The organism is Bacillus sp. BS3(2021) (genome assembly GCF_021043345.1).
GTDB lineage: Bacteria > Bacillota > Bacilli > Bacillales > Bacillaceae > Bacillus > Bacillus paralicheniformis.
Window position 1 is genome coordinate 532,635 of record NZ_JAJNDM010000001.1, and the last position, 23,147, is coordinate 555,781.

23 protein-coding genes are annotated in these 23,147 nt (G+C 47.2%); 10 read left to right on the plus strand and 13 right to left on the minus strand.

Features of this window, described 5'->3' with window-relative positions:
- Window positions 1-9: 9 nt before the first annotated feature.
- Window positions 10-762 (plus strand): tyrosine-protein phosphatase, encoded by a 753-nt coding sequence (locus LQ247_RS02595; protein ID WP_231005528.1) that lies wholly within the window; start codon window positions 10-12, stop codon window positions 760-762.
- Between the two features lie 98 nt (window positions 763-860).
- On the opposite strand, the gene LQ247_RS02600 is transcribed toward LQ247_RS02595, so the two are convergent.
- Genes LQ247_RS02600 through LQ247_RS02610 form a run of 3 tightly spaced genes read right to left on the minus strand, consistent with a single transcriptional unit; the run spans window position 861 to window position 2,458 of the window.
- Complete coding sequence (locus LQ247_RS02600; RefSeq protein WP_020453185.1) at window positions 861-1,397, minus strand: chromate transporter; 537 nt, start codon at window positions 1,395-1,397, stop codon at window positions 861-863.
- A complete protein-coding gene (locus LQ247_RS02605) occupies window positions 1,394-1,978 on the minus strand; it encodes a chromate transporter (RefSeq protein WP_023857146.1) in 585 nt (194 codons plus the stop codon). Before LQ247_RS02605 ends, LQ247_RS02600 begins: the two co-directional genes overlap by 4 nt.
- A 21-nt stretch (window positions 1,979-1,999) precedes the next feature.
- Window positions 2,000-2,458: an Lrp/AsnC family transcriptional regulator gene (locus tag LQ247_RS02610; protein WP_206761243.1), complete on the minus strand. Its 459-nt coding sequence runs from the start codon at window positions 2,456-2,458 to the stop codon at window positions 2,000-2,002.
- A gap of 254 nt (window positions 2,459-2,712) precedes the next feature.
- Between LQ247_RS02610 and ggt the strand changes: the two genes are divergently transcribed.
- Window positions 2,713-4,290: a gamma-glutamyltransferase gene (gene ggt / locus LQ247_RS02615; protein WP_231005529.1), complete on the plus strand. Its 1,578-nt coding sequence runs from the start codon at window positions 2,713-2,715 to the stop codon at window positions 4,288-4,290.
- A gap of 85 nt (window positions 4,291-4,375) precedes the next feature.
- Here the strand turns inward: ggt and alsR are convergent, their stop codons facing one another.
- The gene (gene alsR, locus LQ247_RS02620; RefSeq protein WP_023857148.1) at window positions 4,376-5,254 is read right to left on the minus strand and encodes an acetoin biosynthesis transcriptional regulator AlsR; all 879 of its coding nucleotides are present in this window, start codon (window positions 5,252-5,254) and stop codon (window positions 4,376-4,378) included.
- Window positions 5,255-5,414: 160 nt separating this feature from the next.
- Between alsR and alsS the strand changes: the two genes are divergently transcribed.
- On the plus strand, window positions 5,415-7,133 hold the full coding sequence (alsS, locus tag LQ247_RS02625) for an acetolactate synthase AlsS (RefSeq protein WP_231005530.1): 1,719 nt from the start codon (window positions 5,415-5,417) through the stop codon (window positions 7,131-7,133).
- A gap of 52 nt (window positions 7,134-7,185) precedes the next feature.
- Entirely contained in the window at window positions 7,186-7,947 is a 762-nt protein-coding gene (budA, locus tag LQ247_RS02630) for an acetolactate decarboxylase (protein ID WP_023857150.1), read from the plus strand.
- Window positions 7,948-8,035: 88 nt separating this feature from the next.
- Here budA and LQ247_RS02635 read toward each other — a convergent pair whose 3' ends face one another.
- Window positions 8,036-8,803 carry a class I SAM-dependent methyltransferase gene (locus tag LQ247_RS02635; protein ID WP_231005531.1) on the minus strand — a complete coding sequence of 256 codons (768 nt, stop codon included), beginning with the start codon at window positions 8,801-8,803 and terminating at the stop codon, window positions 8,036-8,038.
- 110 nt (window positions 8,804-8,913) lie between these two features.
- Here LQ247_RS02635 and LQ247_RS02640 point away from each other — a divergent pair, with 110 nt between their 5' ends.
- On the plus strand, window positions 8,914-9,855 hold the full coding sequence (locus LQ247_RS02640; protein ID WP_101561550.1) for a LysR family transcriptional regulator: 942 nt from the start codon (window positions 8,914-8,916) through the stop codon (window positions 9,853-9,855).
- Between the two features lie 8 nt (window positions 9,856-9,863).
- On the opposite strand, the gene rbsB is transcribed toward LQ247_RS02640, so the two are convergent.
- Genes rbsB through LQ247_RS02670 form a run of 6 tightly spaced genes read right to left on the minus strand, consistent with a single transcriptional unit; the run spans window position 9,864 to window position 15,532 of the window.
- Window positions 9,864-10,778, minus strand: coding sequence for a ribose ABC transporter substrate-binding protein RbsB (gene rbsB, locus LQ247_RS02645; RefSeq protein ID WP_025810678.1), 915 nt, complete (start codon window positions 10,776-10,778; stop codon window positions 9,864-9,866).
- A gap of 14 nt (window positions 10,779-10,792) precedes the next feature.
- On the minus strand, window positions 10,793-11,755 hold the full coding sequence (gene rbsC / locus LQ247_RS02650) for a ribose ABC transporter permease RbsC (RefSeq protein ID WP_020453175.1): 963 nt from the start codon (window positions 11,753-11,755) through the stop codon (window positions 10,793-10,795).
- 1 nt (window position 11,756) lies between these two features.
- Entirely contained in the window at window positions 11,757-13,238 is a 1,482-nt protein-coding gene (locus LQ247_RS02655; protein WP_025810679.1) for a sugar ABC transporter ATP-binding protein, read from the minus strand.
- 37 nt (window positions 13,239-13,275) lie between these two features.
- Window positions 13,276-13,671 carry a D-ribose pyranase gene (gene rbsD / locus LQ247_RS02660; protein ID WP_144497848.1) on the minus strand — a complete coding sequence of 132 codons (396 nt, stop codon included), beginning with the start codon at window positions 13,669-13,671 and terminating at the stop codon, window positions 13,276-13,278.
- A complete protein-coding gene (gene rbsK / locus LQ247_RS02665; protein WP_179289514.1) occupies window positions 13,668-14,549 on the minus strand; it encodes a ribokinase in 882 nt (293 codons plus the stop codon). Before rbsK ends, rbsD begins: the two co-directional genes overlap by 4 nt.
- Before the next feature lie 2 nt (window positions 14,550-14,551).
- Window positions 14,552-15,532, minus strand: coding sequence for a LacI family DNA-binding transcriptional regulator (locus tag LQ247_RS02670; RefSeq protein WP_023857156.1), 981 nt, complete (start codon window positions 15,530-15,532; stop codon window positions 14,552-14,554).
- Window positions 15,533-16,351: 819 nt separating this feature from the next.
- Here LQ247_RS02670 and pgsB point away from each other — a divergent pair.
- The 5 genes from pgsB to LQ247_RS02695 all read left to right on the plus strand — a co-directional run bounded on the left by pgsB (window position 16,352) and on the right by LQ247_RS02695 (window position 21,040).
- Entirely contained in the window at window positions 16,352-17,533 is a 1,182-nt protein-coding gene (pgsB, locus tag LQ247_RS02675; protein ID WP_023857157.1) for a poly-gamma-glutamate synthase PgsB, read from the plus strand.
- A gap of 15 nt (window positions 17,534-17,548) precedes the next feature.
- Window positions 17,549-17,998 carry a poly-gamma-glutamate biosynthesis protein PgsC gene (gene pgsC / locus LQ247_RS02680; protein WP_003185831.1) on the plus strand — a complete coding sequence of 150 codons (450 nt, stop codon included), beginning with the start codon at window positions 17,549-17,551 and terminating at the stop codon, window positions 17,996-17,998.
- Between the two features lie 19 nt (window positions 17,999-18,017).
- Window positions 18,018-19,187 (plus strand): CapA family protein, encoded by a 1,170-nt coding sequence (locus LQ247_RS02685; RefSeq protein ID WP_231005532.1) that lies wholly within the window; start codon window positions 18,018-18,020, stop codon window positions 19,185-19,187.
- The gene (locus tag LQ247_RS02690; protein ID WP_023857159.1) at window positions 19,184-19,351 is read left to right on the plus strand and encodes a hypothetical protein; all 168 of its coding nucleotides are present in this window, start codon (window positions 19,184-19,186) and stop codon (window positions 19,349-19,351) included. Before LQ247_RS02685 ends, LQ247_RS02690 begins: the two co-directional genes overlap by 4 nt.
- A gap of 444 nt (window positions 19,352-19,795) precedes the next feature.
- Window positions 19,796-21,040 (plus strand): C40 family peptidase, encoded by a 1,245-nt coding sequence (locus LQ247_RS02695; RefSeq protein ID WP_075212727.1) that lies wholly within the window; start codon window positions 19,796-19,798, stop codon window positions 21,038-21,040.
- Between the two features lie 38 nt (window positions 21,041-21,078).
- Here the strand turns inward: LQ247_RS02695 and LQ247_RS02700 are convergent, their stop codons facing one another.
- Both LQ247_RS02700 and LQ247_RS02705 read right to left on the minus strand, forming a co-directional pair.
- Window positions 21,079-21,939 (minus strand): Cof-type HAD-IIB family hydrolase, encoded by an 861-nt coding sequence (locus LQ247_RS02700; RefSeq protein ID WP_065644241.1) that lies wholly within the window; start codon window positions 21,937-21,939, stop codon window positions 21,079-21,081.
- A gap of 188 nt (window positions 21,940-22,127) precedes the next feature.
- The gene (locus tag LQ247_RS02705) at window positions 22,128-23,084 is read right to left on the minus strand and encodes an LCP family protein (RefSeq protein ID WP_020453167.1); all 957 of its coding nucleotides are present in this window, start codon (window positions 23,082-23,084) and stop codon (window positions 22,128-22,130) included.
- Window positions 23,085-23,147: the final 63 nt, after the last annotated feature.

Sequence of the window (23,147 nt, forward strand, 5' to 3'; positions counted from 1 at the left end):
AGGCCGCCTATGATCGATATTCATTGCCATATTCTAGCGGACATTGATGATGGGGCAGCATGTATGTATGACAGTATAGAAATGGCTAAACAAGCCGCCCGTCAAGGGATTCATACGATTATCGCCACACCTCACCACCGAAACGGTGTATACGAACACCAAAAAGAGGCCATTCTGGCAGCTGTTTCGAGTTTAAAGACGCGGGTGCAAAAGGAAAACATCCCGGTGCTTATTGCTCCCGGACAGGAAATCCGCCTGTACGGCGAATTGAAGCGTGATCTTGATCGCGGCAGACTGCTCAGCCTCGCCGGCACAAAGTATTTGCTGATTGAACTTCCTTACCACCATGTTCCGCGATATGCCGAAAAGCTGTTGTTCGATCTACAGTTAAATGGTTACATTCCGATTATCGCACACCCCGAGCGGAACCTTGAATTGATGGAGAATCCTGATCTGCTGTACCGCCTCGTCAAAAACGGCGCGTGCGCCCAGCTGACATGTTCAAGTCTTACAGGCCGCTTTGGCAGAAGCGTGAAACGGCTCGCCCGCCGCTTTCTTGAAGCGAACCTCGTCCACTTTATCGCATCAGACGCCCACAACCTCACGAGCCGATCTTTCTTTTTTGATGCAGTGGAAAGCGATTACGGCCGCGATTTCTTATACGTGTTTACAAAAAACGCGGGCCTTCTCCTGGAAAACCGGGAGATTCATAAAGAAACACCCCGTCCCGTCAAAAAGAAAAAGCTGATGGGCCTGCTGTGAAAGGTTGTTCACAAAAGCCCGTCAGCCAGAATATCAGCGCCGGTTATGCGGCGCTGATTTTTTATATCATCTGTTAGAAAGCGACCGGACATCCCTCTCTACAACAGCGGAATGACAAGCCCGCCGTAAGCGAAGGCGGCCACGATCAGGAAAGCCGGATGGACGCGGAACTTCGTCAAGGCCGCCAAAGAGATCAGCGCGATGACAAGTGATTGAACCATGCCGATCGACCGGATCGCGTCACCGCCGATTTCCCATGTCAAAATAAGCATCATCACGGCGATAACCGGCTGAACCGCCAAAGTCATTCCTTTGACGACCGGCGACTGGCGGTAGCGGCCGATCAGCTTGAGCAGCAAAACGAGCGCGATGGCCGAAGGCAGCACAGTTGCGATAAGAGCAATGAAGACACCGGGCCATCCGAGCACGCTGTAGCCGACATAAGCGGCGATTTTTGTCGCGATTGGACCCGGCAGTGCGTTTGCGAGCGCAAGCATGTTTGAAAATTCTTCTTTTGACAGCCAGTGAAAATGCTGAACAACTTCTTCAAAATTAAGCGGAATTGAAGCCGGACCGCCCCCGTAGCCCAATAAATTTGCAATAAAGAAAGCCCAAAATAAATAAAAGATGATCATGAAGCGGACACTCCCTTATCCTTTTCCCGGGCCGCTTTTCTTTTTAATTTAAAGTGGAACGCGCCATACGTTAAAAACAGGATGACAATGATGCCGGGATGGATGGAAAACACCTGAAGACCCAAAAATGCAAGAATAAAGAAAAGCACGCCGGCAAGCAAGCCGAAGCCTTTCAATGCTTTTTGCCCAAATTCGTAAGCCATGATGCCGAGCATGACGGCGATGACAGGGGTAACAGCGCCGATCATGCCGCTTACGATTTTGGAGTGGCTGAGCACATTAACGGCTGCGAACAAGGCGGCCATCGCAACGCACGTCGGCAAGATATGGGCCGCTGTAGCCACGACAGCGCCCGGAACGCCCTTGACTTTATGACCTAAATATGCCGACATTTTTGTAGCGATCGGTCCGGGCAGCGCATTGGCAATCGCCAAAATTTCCCCGAATTCATCATCATCGATCCATTTGAACTTTGAAACGGCTTCATGACGGATCAGCGGGATAACGGACGGTCCGCCGCCAAATCCCAATATCCCCGTTCTTGTCATTGCGATGATCAGTTCCCGGTAAGGGTGCTTCATTTCGCGTTTCCTCCTATTCAGTTAAAGCTTCATTCCCATTCGGCTCTTATATCGTTTAATCAGCATCTGGCAGTCGACACTCACGACGCCTTTCAGAGGGTACAGGCGCTTTGTCAAAAATTCCTCCATCTCCTGATCATTTGCGAAAATGCCGTGCATATGCAGTTTGCTCGGCCCTGTCATATGATAGAGGCTTGTCACGGCGGGCTCTCTTTCTAAAGCAACGGCAACAGCCTCTAAATATTGGGGTTCGACTTCAACATTGAAAAACACCGATACATGAATTCCAACTTTGACTGGATTGATGACGGCTGTGAATTTTTCAATGATGCCTTCTTCAATCAAGTTGTTGATCCGCGTTTGTACGGCAACTCTTGAAAGTCCCACGCGCTTTCCTAAATCCGTATAAGAGATTCTTCCTTCCTCATGCAAGATCGAAAGGATTTTTTTATCCGTTTCATCAAGAATTAAATTTGGCATATGGTAGTCGAGGCTCACAAATGTCCCTTCCTTTCTGTTTGGTCATGATCATACGAAATTGCTTGTCAATCACGTTATAAATGAACATTTTGTAAATTGTATCATAATACGGATTTCGATATGAATCATTTTAACGTTTTTTTAATACTTATTGAAAAAGGGTTGTTAGTTTTTCTTCCCTGAAAGTAGCGCCTCCTTAAACGGGCCACTATACTTCAAAGACAAATGGATGCTTGAAAGAAAGGAAGAGAGCTATGGAGAAACTGAAGATCGGTTCGAAACAAATGGTTGTCAGTCCTCATTATCTCGCTTCGCTTGCAGGGAACAGCATCATGGAGAAGGGAGGAAACGCGTTTGACGCGGCTGTGGCAGTAAGCGCGTGCCTTGCTGTTGTCTATCCGCATATGACAGGACTCGGAGGGGATGCTTTTTGGCTGATGTATCACAAAGGAAGCGGTGAGATCAAAGGATACAATGGCAGCGGGCGGTCGGGGCGGAAAGCGGACCGGAATCAGTATAAAGGAGAGCGTGCCATTCCGGTCAGGGGCATGAGCAGTGCGATTACCGTGCCGGGGATGGCGGACAGCTGGGCCGAAATACTGGCGGCATACGGCCGTTTATCGCTTCGGGAGGTGCTGAAGCCGGCGATCATGTATGCAGAAAAGGGTTTCCCGGTCTCGCCCGATCAATGTCAAAACACGGTGAAAAACGCTGAGTGGCTTTCCGGTATGCCGATCACTGCAGATATTTATCTTCCGGGAGGAAACCCGCCCACTCCAGGTGAGCGCTTTGTGCAAAAAGAGCTCGCGCGCACTTTGGCGATGATCGCTGAGAAAGGAAGAGACGCCTTTTATAAAGGGGAAATTGCCCAAGCTTCAGCAGCCTATCTGCAAAACAACGGAGGCATCTTGACTCTGGAAGATTTCGAGCGGCATCAAGGGGAATGGGTGTCTCCGCTTTCCTCTACATACAGAGGATATGCGATCTATCAAATGCCTCCGAATTCACAAGGATTTACCGGTCTTATGGCATTGAATATTTTGGAAAACTACGACTTTGGCATGATCGAGCACGGTTCTTTCGAATATTATCACCTGCTCATCGAAGCATTGAAATTAAGTATTTCCGACAGCAATAAAGTATTGACTGACCCAACATTTTCACAAATACCGCTGGAGCGCCTGCTTGACAAAGGGTATGCGCGGGAGCTGGCCGCAAAAATCGGACTGTCGGCTCTTCAGGCGGAGAGCCGGCCGCTCGGCAGTGATACGGCTTATGCTGCAGCAGTAGATGAAGACGGGAATGCTGTTTCGTTTATCCAAAGTTTGTATTTCGAATTCGGCTCAGGTGTGACAGCTGGAGATACCGGCGTCATTTTGCAGAACAGAGGGTCGTTTTTCTCGCTTGATCCTGACCATGTCAATACACTGGAGCCGGGAAAAAGAACTTTTCATACGCTGATGCCCGCCATGGCGTTCAAAGGCGGCAAGCCGAAATTTCTTTACGGAACGCAGGGGGGAGAAGGACAGCCGCAGACGCAGACGGCTCTTATCACGAGAATGATAGATTACGGGATGGATCCGCAAACAGCCGTTCATGAACCGAGATGGCTGTGGGGCAGAACATGGGGAGAACGGGTGGAAGGTGCAAGAATAGAAAGCAGAGTGGCGCCCGAAGTGATTGAAAAACTGCGTAAGCATGGGCATCATGTAACCGTTGTCGGCGACTTTGACGGTGTGATGGGTCATGCCGGCATCATCGAGATTGATGATCGAGGTTTCCTGAGAGGAGGAAGCGATCCGAGAAGCGATGGAGCGGCAATCGGCAGTTAACTCCGTTTTCAAAACGCGCAAACGTCAATATGAGAAAAAAACCCGTGAACAAGGAGGATTTGTCCGCGGGTTTTTCTCTATCCGGCTATGAGTATTGATCCGAGATTTCGATGAAATGCTTAAGCGCCGGATTGCGGTTGTCTTTTCGATGTGCGGTAATCCATTCTGCGCGAAGGGGAAAGTCTTCGATTTCTTTGTATACAACATCGAGGTTAAATAATCGTTTAGCCGCTGTAGGCACAACGGCGATTCCCATTCCGGCTGTCACGAGGCCGATCACCATTTGGTATTCTGTAGCTTCCTGGGCGATGTTGGGGATAAACCCGGCTTTTTCACACAAGAAATTAAATTCCGTGTATAAAGAGGGCCACGCTTCTTTGGCAATGACGATCAGCGATTCGTCTTCAAGATCTTTCAAATGTACCCGGGGTTTTTCTGACAGCGGGTGGTGTTTCGGAAGTGCAAGGACACAGTGGCTTTTCTTCACTGTGTATGACTTTAGCTCGTCGTTTCCCAACGGGGGATGCAGCACTCCGATGTCAATGTGTCCGTTTAGCAGTGCATTGACCTGATTGGGGGTTGAAAGCTCCCGAAGATCAATCTGGACGGACGGGTACCGGTTTCGGTATTCCCTGATGATGGGAGGCATGATCTCGTATGTGGCGGAGCCGACAAAGCCGATCACGAGTCTGCCCAGCTCCCCGCGGGCCGTCCGCTGAGCCATGTCGACGGCTTGATCAATCTGGGAAAGTCCTTCCTTGATTTGTTTTAAAAAGACCCCGCCTGCCGCCGTCAGCCTGACGGCTCTTTTTGACCTCTTCAGCAAGGTGACGCCTATTTCACTTTCTAGCTGTTTAATCTGCTGGCTGAGCGGAGGCTGAGTCATGTTCAGCCGAAGAGCTGCTTTTCCGAAATGCAGTTCTTCGGCAACAACCATAAAATAACGAAGATGGCGCAGCTCCATTATTCACTCATTCCTTTCTGAATGCGATTTCAGTCGTTTTACATATTAATTGTAAGACAAAGAAGTATTGGAAAACAATTTCCACAAGATGTATATTTAATAATACAATAATTTTATTAAAAATTCATTGTAAACGAATGAAAATGGAGGAGTGAGGGCTTTGAAAAATGTAGCCGCTAAAAATGAAACTCTTACTGTAAGAGGAGCAGAGCTTGTGGTGGATAGTCTCATTCAGCAAGGTGTCACTCATGTTTTCGGTATTCCGGGAGCGAAAATCGATGCGGTGTATGACGTATTGAAAGACAAGGGGCCTGAACTGATTGTTTGTCGTCACGAGCAGAATGCAGCATTTATGGCGGCGGCAGTCGGACGATTGACTGGAAAGCCCGGTGTTTGCCTGGTGACTTCGGGTCCGGGAGCGTCTAATTTAGCGACCGGTCTTGTAACAGCCAATACAGAAGGAGATCCGGTTGTTGCCCTGGCGGGTGCTGTAAAAAGAGCGGATCGTCTCAAAAGAACTCATCAATCGATGGATAATGCGGCGTTGTTTCAGCCGATTACAAAATATAGCGCAGAAGTGGAAGATGCGAACAACATCCCTGAGGCGGTAACCAATGCATTCAGAGCGGCAGCTTCCGGACAGGCCGGGGCAGCGTTTCTCAGCTTTCCGCAGGACGTTACGGCCGGTCCGGCAACTGCCAAGCCGGTGAAAACCATGCCGGCGCCGAAGCTCGGCGCGGCTCCGGATGAAGTAATCAGCGCGGCTATCGCCAAAATACACAATGCGAACCTTCCCGTCGTGCTTGTAGGGATGAAAGGCGGAAGACCTGAAGCGATTGAAGCGGTCCGCCGTCTGCTGAGAAAAGTGAAACTGCCGTTCGTTGAAACATACCAAGCAGCGGGTACGCTGTCTCACGATTTGGAAGACCAGTACTTCGGCCGGATCGGATTATTCCGCAATCAGCCCGGAGATATTTTGTTGGAAAAAGCGGATCTCGTTTTGACGGTCGGCTATGATCCGATTGAATACGACCCCGTCTTTTGGAACGGAAAAGGCGAGCGCAGTGTGATTCATCTTGATGAAATACAAGCCGATATCGATCATGACTATCAGCCTGAAATTGAGCTGATCGGCGATATCGCAGAGACATTAAACCATATTGAACATGATTCTTTGCCGGTTTCCATCGATGAATCATTTGCACCTGTGCTTGATTATTTGAAGAAAGCGCTGGAGGAGCAAAGCGAGCCCCCTAAAGAAACAAAAACGGATCTTGTTCATCCGTTGCAAATCGTTCGCGATTTGCGTGATTTGCTGAGTGATGACATCACAGTGACTTGCGACATCGGCTCCCATGCGATTTGGATGTCGAGATATTTCCGCACATACCGTCCGTATGGACTGCTGACTTCAAACGGCATGCAAACGCTGGGCGTTGCTTTGCCGTGGGCGATCGCAGCAACACTGGTCAATCCGGGACAGAAAGTCGTGTCTGTTTCCGGGGACGGAGGCTTCCTGTTCTCCGCGATGGAGCTTGAGACAGCGGTCAGATTGAAAGCGCCGATCGTTCACATTGTCTGGAATGACAGCACATACGATATGGTTGCGTTCCAGCAGGAGATGAAATACAAGCGGACGTCCGGAGTCGACTTCGGCGGAATCGATATTGTAAAATATGCTGAAAGCTTTGGAGCAAAAGGTTTAAGGGTCAATTCGCCTGACGAATTGGCAGAGGTGCTTAAAGCTGGTCTTGATGCAGAGGGTCCGGTTGTCATTGATATTCCGGTTGATTACAGCGACAACGTTCATTTGGCTGATCAGCGTTTTCCAAAAAACTTTGAGGAACATTTTAGTAAACAAGCCTCTAAGCAATCTTGATCACAGCAAGTCCAGTCATAACAAACAAAATCAAGGGAGTGAAACGAGGAAAATGAAAAGTGCAAGCAAACAAAAAGTGGTTCAGCCCGTTGACAAGAACCTTGACCAGGTCTTTCAGGTCTCAACGATGATATCGTTATTGGACGGAATTTATGACGGGGATTTTTACATGTCTGAAGCAAAGGATCACGGAGACTTCGGAATCGGAACGTTCAATCGGCTCGACGGTGAGCTGATCGGTTTTGACGGTGAGTTTTACCGTCTTCGTTCCGATGGCAAAGCCTATCCTGTTCAAGGAAGCGATTGTTCTCCGTTTTGCTCGCTCGCTTTCTTCCGGCCAGATATTTATCACGAAATCAAGCAGCGGATGCCGCTTAAGGCGTTCGAGGAAGAAATGAAACGGATCATGCCGAGCGAAAACCTGTTTTACGCGATCCGCATGGACGGAATCTTTAAGAAAGTCAAAACGAGAACGGTTGAACTGCAGGAAAAACCGTACGTGCCGATGGTCGATGCGGTAAAATCGCAGCCAATCTTTGATTTTAATGATATTAAAGGGACGATCGTCGGCTTTTGGACGCCGCAATATGCCAACGGAATCGCAGTTTCCGGCTTCCATCTTCACTTTATTGATGAAGACCGCAATGTCGGCGGACACGTTTTCGATTATGAAATCGAAGAATGCACGGTACAAATTTCTCAAAAACTTAATATGAATCTCAGATTGCCGAATACGCAAGATTTCTTTAAAGCGGATCTCAATAAACATGATCTTGCAGCCGGAATTGAAGCGGCCGAAGGCAATCCCGAGTAAATGAAAAAGCCCCCTCTTTAAAAAGGGGGCTTTTTCTTCTTTAAAAATTCGGTTGCGAAAAAGTCCGGAATCCGGCGGGCCGTTTAGCTTATGCTTTCATTCCGGCAATCAAAACCGCTTTCAGACAAAAAGACACCGGATGCCCGTTTTCATCGTGGACGATGTTAAACATGTCACGGCAAGACTGGGACGGTTCTGACAAATGGGCATGGATGGCTGCCTTTCTTTGTTCAGGCACGGCGCCTCTTCGAAGCCAGCTCTCGTAATCGATCGGAAGATTCCATCTCTCCAGGACGGCAAAATCGAGTCCGTTCTCTTCAAACAGCTTCTGCCATTCGTTCTCTGAATATTCCCTTACGTGTGACGGGTCTCTCAATTGATTGAGCCGATTTATAAATCGGTCTAAAGCTTCGTCCTCCGGCGCACAATGATCGATGAGGAGAAAGGAGCCGCCTTTTTTCAAGACGCGCGCTATTTCCTGGATGGACCGGCTGATCTCCGGAAAATGGTGGGCTGCATACCGGCATGTGACAATATCAAAAGACTCGCTTACAAAATCCAATTGTGCTGCATCGCCTTGAAGAAAAACCACATTTTCAGCATTTTTCTGTTCGGCAAATTGAGCGGCGGTTTGAACCATTTTTTCTGTAATATCGATTCCTGTGCAATGCTTGACAAAAGGCGAAAAGGCAATGGCCGTATGTCCCGCTCCGGTTCCGATATCAAGCAGGGTTTCACCGCCGGTCAGATTTCGGCAGCTGACCATGGCATCAAGATCTTTTCCCGATGAGAACAGCGGCTCATCGCGATATTGCTCCGGGTTTTTTGAAAATTGCCGTTGCGCGCTAGTTTTCATTTGTATCATCCTCCTATCGGCTATGTATTTATATTAGGGGAGTCGACAGCCATCAGTCTAAGATATAAAATGTATGAAAATGATAGGCGGAAACTATGGGGGTGCGGGAATTGGATATGAGGCTTTTTGAATACGCGGCAGAGATTTTCAAAAAAGGCAGTTTTACAAAGGCGGCTGCCAGCCTGCATATCGCTCAGCCTTCACTGAGCCAGCAAATAAAAAAGCTGGAAAGCGAGCTTGGCTTTCCGCTGTTTTACAGAAACAGAGAGGGGGTCTCGCCGACTCCTCAAGGGATGCGCTTCATCCGAAAAGCACAGGATATTTTGCGGTCAAGAGATGAACTGCTGTGTGAAATGCGCGATCAGCTCGAGGAAATGGGGACGGAATTATCGATCGGCGTTCCCGCTGTCACAGGAGGATATCTTCTTCCGCCGCTCCTGAAAGCCTTTCTGAAAAAGCATCTGAACGTACAGGTTCAGCTGATAGAAGATTCGCCGGCGGCATTGGAAAACATGACGGAAAACGGAGCGGTGGATCTGTCGATTCTCCCTTTGCCGATTGAAAATGACAGGCTCGCGATCCGGCCGATACTGACCGAGCCGCTTTTTTTGGCGATTCCAAATGAAAGGGAGAGCTGGATGACCGGCCAATTGCGGAAGCTCATCGATTCGGTCCGGTCGAATCCCGAAAATTCCCCTCTTGCTTTGAAAACTGTCGAGGATGTGCCGTTTATTTTATTAAAAGAAGGCTACGGCTTCCGTAGAATGGTACTCGATTTATGTGCGGAGGAAGGGTTTCAACCGAAAGTGACCTTCAAAACAAGCAGCATTGAAACCGCCCAATCTCTCGTTGAACACGGAATGGGGGTCACGGTCGTGCCCCGGATGGTCATGCGAAAAGAGTCTGACAGAATCGTCTATGTTCCTTTACAATCCGATCCGTCCCGGACGCTTGTGTTTGCTTATTCGGAAACATGCTATTTGAGCCGGGCGGCAAAAGCGTTTATGGAGATGGCCAAAAAAAATCAGACCTCCATGTATGAAGAGGTCTGATTTTGTCGTTACTTTTTCGTTTCCAGTTTGAGCGGTGCGGGTATCGTTTTTTCAACTTTTTTACCGTTCAAAATATCGCGGGCCGCTTGTACGGCGAGCTTACCGATCAATTCAGGCTGCTGGGCGATCGTGGCCGACATGTCTCCGGCCTTAACCGCCTTAACCGCATCTTCATTGCCGTCGAAGCCGACGACAAGAATCTCTTTCCCTGAGCTTCTGATCGCTTCAATCGCGCCGAGCGCCATTTCGTCATTATGGGCGAAAACCGCTTGAATATCAGGATTTCCTTGAAGAAGGTTCTCCATGACGTTCAACCCTTTTGTCCGGTCAAAGTCGGCTGTTTGCTTGGCGATCACATTCAGCTTGTCGTCAGCGGTCTTATGAAACCCTGAGCCCCGTTCCCTTGTTGCCGATGCGCCGGGGACGCCTTCAAGTTCAGCCACTTTTGCGCCTTTGCCGAGCTGCTGTACGATAAAGTCTGCTGCCATTTGCCCGCCTTTTACGTTATCTGAAGCGACGAGCGTTTCTACTTTTCCGTTTTCGGCGGAGCGGTCAAGGGTGACGACCGGGATGCCAAGCGAATTGGCCGATTGGACTGCCGTTGAGATGGCGGAGGAGTCGGCCGGATTGATCAATAAAGCGTCAACGCCTTGCTGCAGAAGATCTTCGACATCATTCGTCTGCTTTGCTGAATCATCCTGTGCATCGACGACAATCACTTCAATCCCTTGTTTTTTGGCTTCTTTGACAACTCCGTTTTTTAATGAAACGAAAAACGGGTTTTTCAAAGTCGAGACAGATAAACCGATTTTGATATCCGTTCCTTTTTCTTTATTTGGCTTTGCCCATTCCGGCGGTTCCAGCGAGCAGGCGGACAGAAACAGAAGCGCCAATGCGGTGAAAACCGTTAATGTTTTTTTCATCAGTATAGCCCTCCTTAAGCGGATTTCTTGCGGTCCAGCAGGACTGCGATCAAAATGACGACACCTTTGACGACCATTTGGAAAAAGGAAGAGACGCCAAGCAGGTTCAAGCCGTTGTTCAACGTTCCGATGATCAGAACGCCGATGAGTGTGCCGGCAATTCGTCCTCTTCCTCCGGCAAGGCTTGTACCGCCTAATACAACCGCGGCAATGGCGTCGAGTTCATAGGAAGTGCCTGCCGTCGGCTGGGCTGAGTTTAGCCGTGACGTCAAGATGGCTCCAGCCAACGCGGATAATAGGCCGGCAAGAGAATAAATCATCATTTTGACGCGCGGAACTTTAATGCCCGAGATCAGGGCCGCTTTTTCATTTCCGCCGATTGCATACGTGCGGCGGCCGAAAGGTGTTTTGTGAAGGATCACCCAGAGGATGATAAAGGCGGCCGCCATAGTTATCGCAGGGACGGGGATGCCTAAAAAGTAGCCGCGTCCGAAAAGCTGGAAGCCGTAGTGATTGCCGAGCCCTGTAATCGGATTGCCGTCTGTGTAAACCATCGTCAATCCGCGGAAAATCGTCATTGTCGCAAGTGTTGCGATGAACGGGGCCATTTTGCCCTTCGTGATTAACAGCCCGTTGACCAAGCCGAGCAGGGCTCCGATTAGGCAGCCGATGATGACGGCAAAAACAGGATCGATGCCGCCGGCGATCATGCCGGCGATCAATGCGCTCGACAGCGCCAAAATCGCTCCGACGGAAAGGTCGATGCCGCCGGTCAAAATGACAAAGGTCATGCCGAACGCGATCAGCGCATTAATAGCGACTTGTCTTAACAAGTTTAAAATATTTAACGGTTCTAAAAAGCTCGGGTTTAATACTGATACGATGACGACGAGAATAATCAGGCCGAGAAACGGACCGAGCTTTTGCATTACAGAATCGACATTAAGGCTTTTTTTTACAGCCGGTTGAGTTTTCATGTTACCGCCCTCCTGTAGCGAGTGTCATAATTCGTTCTTGCGTGGCATCATTTCTTGATAGCTCACCGCTTAGCGTTCCTTCATGGATCACAAGGACGCGGTCGCTCATCCCGAGAATCTCGGGCAGCTCTGAAGAGACCATGACGATCGCGACGCCGCGGTCTGTCAGCTCGTTCATCAGCTGATAAATCTCCCTTTTCGCGCCGACATCGACGCCTCGCGTCGGCTCATCCAAAATCAGCACTTTAGGACCGATTCCGATCCATTTGGCGATGACCACTTTTTGCTGGTTCCCTCCTGAAAGGTTTCGCGCGTGGGTTTCCGGCGATTCCGTTTTGATCGTCAGCCGCTTGATCAGAAGGTCGACAAATTCCTGCTCGCTTTTTTTGTCGATCCATCCTTTCGGTGAAAAGCTGGCGAGATTCGGAAGGGCGATATTTTCCCTGATGGACGTGTCGAGCACAAGTCCTTCATCCTTGCGGTTCTCAGTAATAAAACCGATTCCTTTTTGAACGGCATCGCTCGGTTTTTTGAGCGTCGCTTTTTTGCCTTCGATGAAAATGTCTCCCGAATCAAGCGGATCGAGCCCGAAAACCGCCCTCATCAGCTCGGTGCGCCCTGCACCCATCAGTCCTGAAATCCCGACGATTTCACCGGAGCGGACGGTAAAGCTGATATTTTGGAAGACGCCTTTTTTGGATGCCTGCTTGACTTCGAGAACGACGCGTCCCGGATTTGGCTGTCTTTCAGGATAGCGTTCGGTCAGCTCCCGTCCGACCATCTTTTTCACCACTTCATGAAAATCGGTGTCGGGAATCCGTTTCGTGTCGACTGTTTTTCCGTCGCGCATCACCGTGATCCGGTCGCAAATCGTGAAGATTTCTTCCATGCGGTGGGATATATAGACGATGGAGACGCCGTTTTTCTTTAATGCTCTAATGACGCCGAACAGTTTTTCAATTTCTCTTTCTGTCAACGCTGCCGTCGGTTCATCCATGATGATCACTTTCGCGTCTGTCATAAGGGCTTTTGCGATTTCGATCATTTGCTGCTGGCCGACAGAACAGTCTCCGGCTTCTTTTTCAAGAGAAATCGAGACTCCAAGTCTTTCAAGCTGCTCTTTTGCTAGCGCTTTCATTTTCTTGTTATTTAAAAAACCAAGTTTAGAAGAAAGCTCTCTGCCGATAAACAAATTTTCCAAAACGGTCATTTCAGGCCAAATGTTCAGCTCCTGATGGATAAAGGCGATGCCGTTCTGTTCGGCTTTTTTTGGATCTGAAAAATACATTTCTTTTCCGTCGATCTCGATCGTTCCGCTGTCCAGCCTGTGAAGTCCAGTCAACAGATTCATGAGTGTCGACTTTCCGGCGCCGTTTTCTCCCATTAAAGCGTGGACTTCACCTTCCTGAAGTTCGAAAGTAACGCCGGACAGCACCTGGTTTTGGCCAAAAGCTTTATAAATGTCCTTCATTTTAATATGCATGGGCTATCCCTTCTTTCCAGATGTAGAATGTAAACATCTAAAAGATCACTCCCGCGTGCAAGATGCAATTTGCATAAGGTGTTGCTTCCCCTGTGCGAATGACCGCTTTTGCACGGCTCGTCGCTTTTTTGAATGCTTCGTGGGGAATATAGTCAATTTTTTGGTTTGAAAATTCCGCTTTTAAAAACGCGGCTTGATCAGGATTGACGCTTTCTATTTCTTCGGCTGCCGTCACTTTTTCGACGGACATTTCATCAGCGATGAGCTTTGTGACCTCTTGAAATCCGGGCGTACCCAATGTCAGTGCAAGATCGATTTTGGGGACGCCGGGAGGAACGGGCAGGCCGGCATCCGCGATGACGACGGTGTCGGTATGCCCGAGATCGGCCAGTAATTTTGCGATATGGCTGTTTAAAATCCCGTGTTTTTTCATGACAATTCACGCTCCACTTCATCGCGTTTCGGCATGCCGCCTTGCGCGCCGAATTTCAAAACCGAGAGGGAAGCCGCCCGGTTCGCAAAGCGCAAGGCAGATTCGATGCTTTGTCCTTCGGAAAGCGCAACGGCCAACCCCGCATTGAAGGTGTCTCCGGCTCCCGTCGTATCAATCGCATTGACAGGGAATGAAGGAACGACCCTTTCTTCCAGACCATTGTGATAGCGGACCCCGTTTTTTCCTTCTGTGATGAACAGCTTCTCCGGATAGCGCTTTAACGCTTCATCCCGGGACATGCCCTGAAACAGTACCGAAGCTTCATGCTCGTTTGGTGTGATGTAGGCCGCATGTTCGACCGTTTCCGGGCAAAGCGGACGGGCTGGTGCCGGATTCAGCAGGAGAGGAATGCCGAGTGAGCTGCACAGTCCGCTGACATAATCGACGGTTTCTTCCGGAATCTCCTGCTGAATCAGAACGATGTCTGCCTGTTTAATCGCAGGCAGCGCTTTTTGAACGTATTCAGGTGTGACATGGTCATTTGCCCCTTTGACGACGATAATACTGTTGTCGCCGTCTGCGAGAACGATATGTGCGGTGCCGCTTTCCTGACCTGTAACCGGTTCCACATAGTCTGTCAAAACACCGTTCGCTTGAAAATTGTCGAGGATGGCTTTTCCGTAATGATCATCGCCGACGCAGCCGATCATATGGACCTCTGCACCAAGCCGGGCCGCAGCGACTGCCTGGTTGGCGCCCTTTCCGCCCGGAACCGTTTTAAAAGATTCGCCAAGCACCGTTTCTCCGGCAGCCGGCCGCTTGGGCGATGTCACGACTAAATCCATCGAAGAGCTGCCAATCACGCATATTTTACTCATTGTCATTCCGCCTTTCTTGTCGTTTGTCTTTCAATAAAGGCAACCGGCATCTGCACTGCCGATTGTTCAATATATTCATTTTTCATTAATTTCAGCAGCAGTTTTGCCGCTTCTTTTCCCATTTCATAGGCGGGCTGCCTGATCGTTGATAAAGAGGGGAAAAGCAATTCGCTTTGCGGAATGTCATCAAAGCCGATAATCTGCAGTTCGTCGGGAACTTTGATCTTCCGTTTTAAGGCTTCATGCAAAACGGCTGTCGCCACAATATCATTGCTTGCGATTACGCCGTCTGTTTCCGGATAGGTGGCAAACAGCTCCGCTGCCCGTTTTTGAGCTTCCGGAAATGAAAATGTCTCGGTTTTCATAACATGAAAATCGATATCGGCCCCGCTTAGCATCTCCAGCGCTCCGTTGAAACGGTCTCTTGCAGTCTGAAGGTGGGCCGGTCCTTTAATCAGCGTAATTCGTTTCGCGTTTCTCCTGACCATTTCAGCCGCTGCGATTCTGCCGCCTTCGCGGCTGTCCGCGAATACAGCCGGCGCATTCTCGCCCGTCCGGTCAAGGAAGACGATCGGCATGGACAAGTCTTGATAATTTGGCGCATCCGGATAATTGGTCGCTGAAATGACTCCGACCACATGATTTTGTTTAAACGTCTGCAAATAATCAAGCTCTTTTTCCAAATTTTCATCGCTGTTTCCGAAGATGAGCCGAAAGCCGAGGCGGTGGATTTCATCTTCAACGCCGCGCGCAAGCTGAGGAAAGAACGGGTTTGTGATATCCGGCAGGAGCAGTCCGATCAGTCTGGACTCCCTTTTATAGAGAGACCTGGCTACTTCATTCGGGTGGTAATTCAGTTCTTCCATCGCTTTTAACACGCGTGTCCTCGTGTCTTCATGGACGTATCCCGTCTCATTTAATACCCGGGAAACCGTAGCGACAGATACTTTTGCAGCAAGTGCGACGTCTTTAATCGTAGCCAAAAAGACTTCTCCCTTCTATTTGTGTAACCGTTTACATAAAGATTATCATGATCCTTTTAAAATCTCAATAAAAAAAGGTCCGGCACTGAAATTTTTAGCCGGGTTGGGATATAGAGACATATACAGTTGTGTTGAATAGAAAATAACCTTCATTCGGCATAAATTGGCGAATACAGTAACAATGAGAATAGTAAGAAAAATTAAAAATGTTAAAGTTTGATGAATTATCGTTGAAAAAAATTAATGGCTTTTTAAATCTTAGGATTTTAACCTAAAATCTGAAGAAACAAGGTGAATCGAACGGCTCACAAAAAATTTGGATTTGTTAATGAATCCCGCTTTATGCTAATAAAGATTTTCATTTTTTAATAGGTAATCTGATTGTCATAGGACGTATTTGTTTTGAAGAGGGCACATTGGTGACTTTTTAACCTGTTGGAAAAGAGCGAAAATACAAAAATAAAAGGGATATCCCGGTTGACAGCCCATTTCTAGGGGATTTCATCCGGGGGAAAAAGAGACCCTGAATTCATCCTTCAATCTTTCATCAGAAATAGGGAGAAAAGTACAAAAATCATAATGTCGAATTTTGAAAGCGCATACTTAAAACGCTGACAAAAAACTGATAGGAATTAAGAACTTTCGATTGCCAAAAATATCAATAAAAAGATAGGCATTATTGACTCGGACGAGGTGATCTTTGTCACGGAAAATTTCGTCGTCTTCTGTTACATAATGCCGATTGTGATTTCATAGTGAACCTATATACTGATGAATGAATTTACATATCAGATTCCAAGAAGGAGATGTAGACAAACAATGTGGGTAATGCTATTAGCCTGTGTGATCGTTGTTGGGATCGGCATTTATGAAAAAAGGCGCCACCAGCAAAACATCGATGCGCTGCCTGTCCGAGTGAACATCAACGGGATACGCGGAAAGTCCACGGTGACAAGATTAACAACAGGGATATTAATCGAGGCAGGCTACAAAACAGTAGGAAAAACAACCGGGACAGACGCAAGGATGATTTATTGGGACACACCGGAAGAGAAACCGATCAAAAGGAAACCTCAAGGTCCGAATATCGGAGAACAGAAAGAGGTTATGAAAGAAACGGTGGAAAGAGGGGCCAATGCGATTGTCAGTGAGTGCATGGCCGTTAACCCTGATTACCAAATCATCTTTCAGGAAGAATTGCTTCAGGCTAATATCGGCGTGATCGTGAACGTGCTGGAAGATCACATGGATGTGATGGGACCGACTTTGGATGAAATTGCAGAAGCTTTTACAGCAACCATTCCTTATAATGGACATTTAGTTATCACTGATAGTGAGTATACCGATTTCTTTAAGCAGATTGCAAAAGAAAGGAATACAAAAGTCATCGTCGCAGACAATTCTAAAATAACAGATGAATACCTCAGACAGTTTGAGTACATGGTATTCCCTGATAATGCGTCTCTTGCGCTCGGTGTGGCTCAAGCGTTGGGCATTGACGAAGAAACCGCTTTTAAAGGCATGCTGAATGCGCCGCCTGATCCGGGAGCCATGAGAATTCTGCCGCTGATGAACGCCAAAAATCCCGGACATTTCGTCAACGGTTTTGCGGCCAATGACGCAGCTTCCACTTTAAACATATGGAAGCGTGTAAAAGAAATAGGCTATCCTACGGATCAGCCGATCGTCATTATGAACTGCCGCGCCGACAGGGTAGACAGAACACAGCAGTTTGCGGATGATGTCCTTCCTTATATTGAAGCAAGTGAACTTGTGCTGATTGGAGAAACAACAGAGCCGATCGTCAAAGCATATGAAGCAGGCAAAATTCCTGCGGACAAGCTGTTTGATTTTGAGCACAAATCAACGGAAGAAATCATGTTCATGCTGAAAAACAAGCTTGAGGGCCGCGTCATTTACGGAGTCGGAAATATCCACGGAGCAGCGGAGCCTCTCATTGAAAAAATACAAGATTACAAGATTAAGCAGCTCGTTAGCTAGGAGGAAGAAAACACAATGTTTGGATCAGATTTATATATCGCCCTCATTTTAGGAGTCTTACTCAGTTTGATTTTTGCAGAGAAAACGGGAATTGTACCAGCCGGCCTCGTCGTACCGGGTTATTTGGGACTTGTGTTCAATCAGCCGATTTTCATGTTACTCGTTCTTTTTGTCAGTTTGCTGACGTATGTCATCGTGAAATTCGGACTTTCCAAAATTATGATTCTATACGGACGCAGAAAATTCGCAGCGATGTTGATAACGGGAATTCTTTTGAAAATCGGTTTTGATTTTATATATCCGGTGATGCCGTTTGAGATTGCCGAATTCAGGGGAATCGGAATTATTGTGCCGGGGCTGATCGCGAATACCATTCAAAGACAGGGATTAACGATTACGCTTGGAAGTACGCTTTTATTGAGCGGAGCAACATTCGTCATTATGTATGCTTACTATCTAATCTAAAGTTAGGTGTGTCAAATCGATGAAAAAACAACTGAACTTTCAGGAAAAACTGCTGAAGCTGACGAAGCAGGAGAAAAAGAAAACAAACAAGCACGTCTTTATCGTATTGCCCGTTATTTTCTGTTTAATGTTTGTCTTTACTTGGGTCGGAAGCGCCAAAACTCCTTCGCAAATGGACAAAAAAGAAGATGCCAAGCTTACAGCTACTTTTGTGGGCGATATCATGATGGGAAGAAACGTAGAAAAAGTGACAAACTTGCACGGTTCGGAAAGTGTCTTCAAAAATGTGAAGCCATACTTTAATGTGTCAGATTTTATCACAGGAAACTTTGAAAACCCTGTAACCAATGCAAAGGACTATCAAGAGGCAGAAAAGAACATCCATCTGCAAACGAATCAAGAATCAGTCGAAACTTTGAAAAAGCTGAACTTCAGCGTACTGAACTTTGCCAACAACCATGCGATGGACTACGGGGAAGACGGTTTGAAGGATACGCTGAATAAATTCTCAAATGAGGACTTGGAGCTTGTCGGAGCAGGGAATAATCTCAAAGACGCGAAACAGCACGTATCCTATCAGGATGTGAACGGTATTAAAATCGCAACGCTCGGTTTTACAGACGTCTACACGAAGAACTTTACAGCCAAAAAGAACAGAGGCGGAGTGCTGCCGCTCAGCCCGAAAATCTTTATTCCAATGATCGCGGAAGCATCCAAAAAGGCGGATCTTGTCCTTGTTCATGTGCACTGGGGACAAGAATATGACAATGAACCGAACGACAGACAGAAGGATCTGGCCAAAGCGATTGCGGATGCCGGAGCAGATGTCATCATCGGTGCTCACCCCCATGTTCTCGAACCGATTGAAGTGTATAACGGCACTGTGATTTTCTACAGCCTCGGTAACTTTGTGTTTGATCAGGGCTGGTCAAGAACACGGGACAGCGCACTTGTACAATACCATTTAATGAATGACGGCAAAGGGCGCTTTGAGGTAACACCTCTCAACATTCGTGAAGCAACGCCGACGCCTTTAGGCAAAAGCGATTTCTTAAAACGAAAAGCGATCTTCCGTCAATTGACAAAAGGAACAAACCTTGACTGGAAAGAAGAGAACGGAAAATTGACGTTTGAAGTCGATCATGCGGACAAACTGAAAAATAACAAAAACGGAGTGGTGAACAAATGAAATTTGTCAGAGCCATTTGGCCGTTCGTAGGTTTAGTGTTGATCATTGCATTCATGTCTGCTTTCAAGTATTCTGATGAATTGTCAAACGATGAAAAAGCTAAAATCTCAACGGAAATCCAAAAAGTGAATCAGCAGGATCAAACAACGGAAAACCAACAATAACAGTGCATAAAAGAGAGTGCCGGCGGCACTCTCTTTTTGCGTGTGCTGATTCCGGTTATAAAAGACCTGTGAAAAGCGGCTGGGAAACACGACAATTTTCTTAATCGGTCAGTGTATAAAGTTTTATAGAAAATCAGGAGTATATATACATGGTTTTGGGGTTCGTGTTTATTGTATTCTTTTGAAGGGAATAAAAACTGACAAATTTCGACTAAGCTTCAAACATGCATCACCTGACCAATTCGGAATGGGAACTGCAACTCATGTTCATGACCTCTTTAGAATATTTCCCTTCATCCATTTAATCCGCGCTTAGGTGAAAAAGCTGATCATGCTGTGCTGCGCGTTTCTTCTCGTATGACGCTGCTGTACACGCAAAAAAAGTCCTTTAAATATCTCAATTGAATGACGATGAAAGAGGAAAGAAGAGGAGGAACAGAACAATTGATAAAAAAAGCGGCAAACAAAAAGTTGGTTTTGTTTTGTGGAATTGCGGTGTTTTTGATGTCTTTATTTTTAACGAATCACAATGACGTATACGCCGATACGATCGGCGAGAAAATAGCAGAAACCGCCAGACATCTTGAGGGTGCGAAATACAGCTACGGCGGAGAGAAGCCGAAAACGGGGTTTGACTCGTCAGGCTTTGTACAATATGTGTTTCAATCGCTCGATATTACGCTCCCGAGAACGGTAAAGGAGCAATCGACCCTTGGAAGCAGCGTCAGCCGTCAGCAGCTCGAAAAGGGGGATCTTGTCTTTTTCAAGAATGCCGAGCTGGAATCGGACGGACCGACTCATGTCGCCATCTACATGGGAAATGATCAAATCATCCACAGCACAAAATCAAACGGAGTTGTCGTGACAAAGCTTGAAGGCAGTTCTTACTGGAGCTCGGGGTATCTTAAAGCGAAAAGGATCACAAAAGAGCCTAAGATTTCTATGGACCCGGTCGTTCAAAAAGCGAAGAGCTATGTCGGTGTTCCATATGTATTTGGAGGAAACTCTCCGGATCTCGGGTTTGACTGTTCAGGACTGACCCAATACGTTTTCAGAGAGGTGCTCGGTGTTTATTTGCCAAGATCGGCGGAACAGCAATGGGCGGTCGGTCAAAAGGTGAAGCTTGAAGATATCCGGCCGGGTGATGTTTTGTTTTTCAGCAATACGTACAAACCGGGAATATCCCATAACGCCATCTATGCCGGGGGCGGCCGGTTTATCCATGCGAGCCGTTCAAATAAAGTGACGATCTCTTACTTGTCGGCTTCCTACTGGCAGAAGAAGTTCACAGGAGTCAGACGTTTTGACAACATGTCCCTGCCGAAAAATCCGATTGTATCTGAAGCGATCAGGCATATCGGCGAAGTCGGTTATCAAAAAGGCGGCACATCGCCTAAAGAAGGCTTTGATACGGCGGGTTTTATCCAATATGTCTATAAAACGGCGGCAGGAGTGGAACTTCCGCGGTACGCTGATAAACAATACAGTACAGGTAAGAAAATCACAAAAAAGGAGCTGGAGCCTGGAGACATCGTGTTCTTTAAAGGAACCACTGTTCTGAATCCCGCCATCTATATCGGAAATGGCCAGGTCGTTCTTGTCACCTTGTCTGCCGGTGTGACGACAGCAGATATGGAGACGAGCGCCTATTGGAAAGAGAAATACGCCGGAAGCGTCAGAATTAAGTAGCAGAAAACCGCTCGAGTCATCTTCGAGCGGTTTTCTAATTATTGATATTCATTTTCCAGCAGTTTATTAATGAAATAAGCGACGCCGTTTTCGTCATTGCTTTTCGTGATAAACGTGCTGATATGCTTCAGCTCATCGATTGCATTGCCCATCGCGATCCGATGGCCGGCTTCCTCAAACATTGACAGGTCGTTCGGGCTGTCGCCGATCGCGTAGATGTCTTTTTTCTCGATTCCATAGTGGCGGGCCAGTTCTTTTAAAGCGCGGCCTTTGCCGGATTCATCAGGCAGAATTTCGATGATATGTCTTCCGGAAGATGTGAGTCCCAATTTTGGAAAGGCTGAAAGGTCTTCTTTTGCTTTTTTCAGTTTTTCCATATCAAATGAGAAGCACAACAGCTTATAAATATGTTCGTCTCCGTTAAAAACCTCGCGAATGTCGGGGACCGGTTTGATGCCGAATTGTTTAAACTGAGTCAGTGCGCCCTGCCAAAGCGTATCCCTGTCTTCATCAGGGTTGGCGCTTGTGACGATATCGAGCTCTGCTTCAAGCTTCTGCTCTCCGTCATAAGGAGAAAGCAGCGCATCGTCCGTATAAACCTCAAAATAGATTTGATGATCTGTTAAGTATTGGGCGGCCTTTTTTCCCGCTTCCTTGTCCATTAACGTTCTGCTTAGGAGTTTATAGTTGAAATCGTGAACTGTTCCCCCGTTTGCGGCGATAATCGGAATATCCAAATCGTTCAGAAGCGCTTTGACGTCAAATGTGGCCCGTCCCGTGCAAATGGTTACGATGCAGTCTGAGATGAGCGCCTTTTTGATAGCGGCCCGGTTTTCTGCGGATATTTGGCTTTCGGTATTTAAAAGAGTCCCGTCTAAATCGATCGCAATTAACCTCATTATGTAAAGATAACCTCCTGTAAGAGCAGTTTGCCGTTTTTCGGGAGGCGAAAAACAGCTCTCTTCGGCAGTATTCCCTAAAAGGACATGTTATGTAAAAGGCTAAACCTAAATTTAGATTTTTTCAATAGTAAATCTTGAGTTTCATTAAAGAGAAAAAGGATGAATCATCTTCATCCTTTTTCTAATTATACATCCAGCTGCTGTTTTAATTCCTGCTTGATTTCGTTGAGATTTTCCTGGTCAAGCTGGAAATAGTAGACTTTGCCTGGTTGATAATCGCTCCCTTTCAATTGAAGGGTATCGATCGTTTGAATGGACGTCATAAACGGGATCAGCCCGATTGCATCATTCAGCGACAAGTTCATTGATACGTTCTTTCCGACTGTATCAAGGATATCGTCGTAAGCCGGAATGGCAGTAAGCGATTTGGATTTGTTGATAATCGATTTGATGACTTCCATCTGGCGATCGCCGCGCTTCAAATCCGTATCGGCTTTTCTCGTTCTTACATAAGCAAGGGCCTCTTCTCCGTTTAGCGTTTGCTCACCTGTTTGGAGATTGACTTTGCCTTTCGTATCCTTTTTAATCTGCCGGACAATATAGTCTTCTTTGATTGTGATCGGTACACCGCCGAGCTCGTCAACTACTTCTTTGAAAGCTGAAAAATTGGCTTCCATGACGTAATCAACCGGAATGTCGAGCAGGTTTTCAACGGTTTCTGTACTGAGGTCGCGCCCGCCTAATGAGTGGGCATGCGTGATTTTATCAAAGCCGCGTCCAGGGATGTTAACATAGGAATCCCGCGGGATGCTTAATAGTTTCACTGATTTGTTTTTTCTGTTGAACGTGGCGAGAACCATCGCATCGCTTCGTTCTTTGTCCATGCTTTGTCCGGGACGGGCGTCAATCCCCATCAACAGGATGGAGAAGTTATCTTTTTTAGGATTAAACTCTTTAATCCGCTTGACGGACTGTTCTCCTCTGGAAAGGGTGACTTGCGCATCTTTGGAGGCGTTCGCCACTTTGTAGTACGCATAGCCGCCTGCGGCTGCTGTCGCCGTCAGGATTAAAGCAATGAAAAACAATGAGTATTTCACCCATTTTCTTAGTCTCTTTTTCTTCGTTCGTTGCGATCGTAGCATGTATAAGCTCCTCTTTTATTTATATTAAAACGTACAATTGTTGAATAAGTCTAAATTTTGATA

What these genes read in the sequence shown, in the direction of transcription:
- LQ247_RS02595 (WP_231005528.1), top strand. Translation starts at nt 10, where the DNA reads ATGATCGATATTCATTGCCATATTCTAGCGGACATTGATGATGGGGCA.
- LQ247_RS02600 (WP_020453185.1), bottom strand. Translation starts at nt 1,397, where the DNA reads ATGATCATCTTTTATTTATTTTGGGCTTTCTTTATTGCAAATTTATTG.
- LQ247_RS02605 (WP_023857146.1), bottom strand. Translation starts at nt 1,978, where the DNA reads ATGAAGCACCCTTACCGGGAACTGATCATCGCAATGACAAGAACGGGG.
- LQ247_RS02610 (WP_206761243.1), bottom strand. Translation starts at nt 2,458, where the DNA reads ATGCCAAATTTAATTCTTGATGAAACGGATAAAAAAATCCTTTCGATC.
- ggt (WP_231005529.1), top strand. Translation starts at nt 2,713, where the DNA reads ATGGAGAAACTGAAGATCGGTTCGAAACAAATGGTTGTCAGTCCTCAT.
- alsR (WP_023857148.1), bottom strand. Translation starts at nt 5,254, where the DNA reads ATGGAGCTGCGCCATCTTCGTTATTTTATGGTTGTTGCCGAAGAACTG.
- budA (WP_023857150.1), top strand. Translation starts at nt 7,186, where the DNA reads ATGAAAAGTGCAAGCAAACAAAAAGTGGTTCAGCCCGTTGACAAGAAC.
- LQ247_RS02635 (WP_231005531.1), bottom strand. Translation starts at nt 8,803, where the DNA reads ATGAAAACTAGCGCGCAACGGCAATTTTCAAAAAACCCGGAGCAATAT.
- rbsB (WP_025810678.1), bottom strand. Translation starts at nt 10,778, where the DNA reads ATGAAAAAAACATTAACGGTTTTCACCGCATTGGCGCTTCTGTTTCTG.
- rbsC (WP_020453175.1), bottom strand. Translation starts at nt 11,755, where the DNA reads ATGAAAACTCAACCGGCTGTAAAAAAAAGCCTTAATGTCGATTCTGTA.
- LQ247_RS02655 (WP_025810679.1), bottom strand. Translation starts at nt 13,238, where the DNA reads ATGCATATTAAAATGAAGGACATTTATAAAGCTTTTGGCCAAAACCAG.
- rbsD (WP_144497848.1), bottom strand. Translation starts at nt 13,671, where the DNA reads ATGAAAAAACACGGGATTTTAAACAGCCATATCGCAAAATTACTGGCC.
- rbsK (WP_179289514.1), bottom strand. Translation starts at nt 14,549, where the DNA reads ATGAGTAAAATATGCGTGATTGGCAGCTCTTCGATGGATTTAGTCGTG.
- pgsB (WP_023857157.1), top strand. Translation starts at nt 16,352, where the DNA reads ATGTGGGTAATGCTATTAGCCTGTGTGATCGTTGTTGGGATCGGCATT.
- pgsC (WP_003185831.1), top strand. Translation starts at nt 17,549, where the DNA reads ATGTTTGGATCAGATTTATATATCGCCCTCATTTTAGGAGTCTTACTC.
- LQ247_RS02685 (WP_231005532.1), top strand. Translation starts at nt 18,018, where the DNA reads ATGAAAAAACAACTGAACTTTCAGGAAAAACTGCTGAAGCTGACGAAG.
- LQ247_RS02690 (WP_023857159.1), top strand. Translation starts at nt 19,184, where the DNA reads ATGAAATTTGTCAGAGCCATTTGGCCGTTCGTAGGTTTAGTGTTGATC.
- LQ247_RS02700 (WP_065644241.1), bottom strand. Translation starts at nt 21,939, where the DNA reads ATGAGGTTAATTGCGATCGATTTAGACGGGACTCTTTTAAATACCGAA.
- LQ247_RS02705 (WP_020453167.1), bottom strand. Translation starts at nt 23,084, where the DNA reads ATGCTACGATCGCAACGAACGAAGAAAAAGAGACTAAGAAAATGGGTG.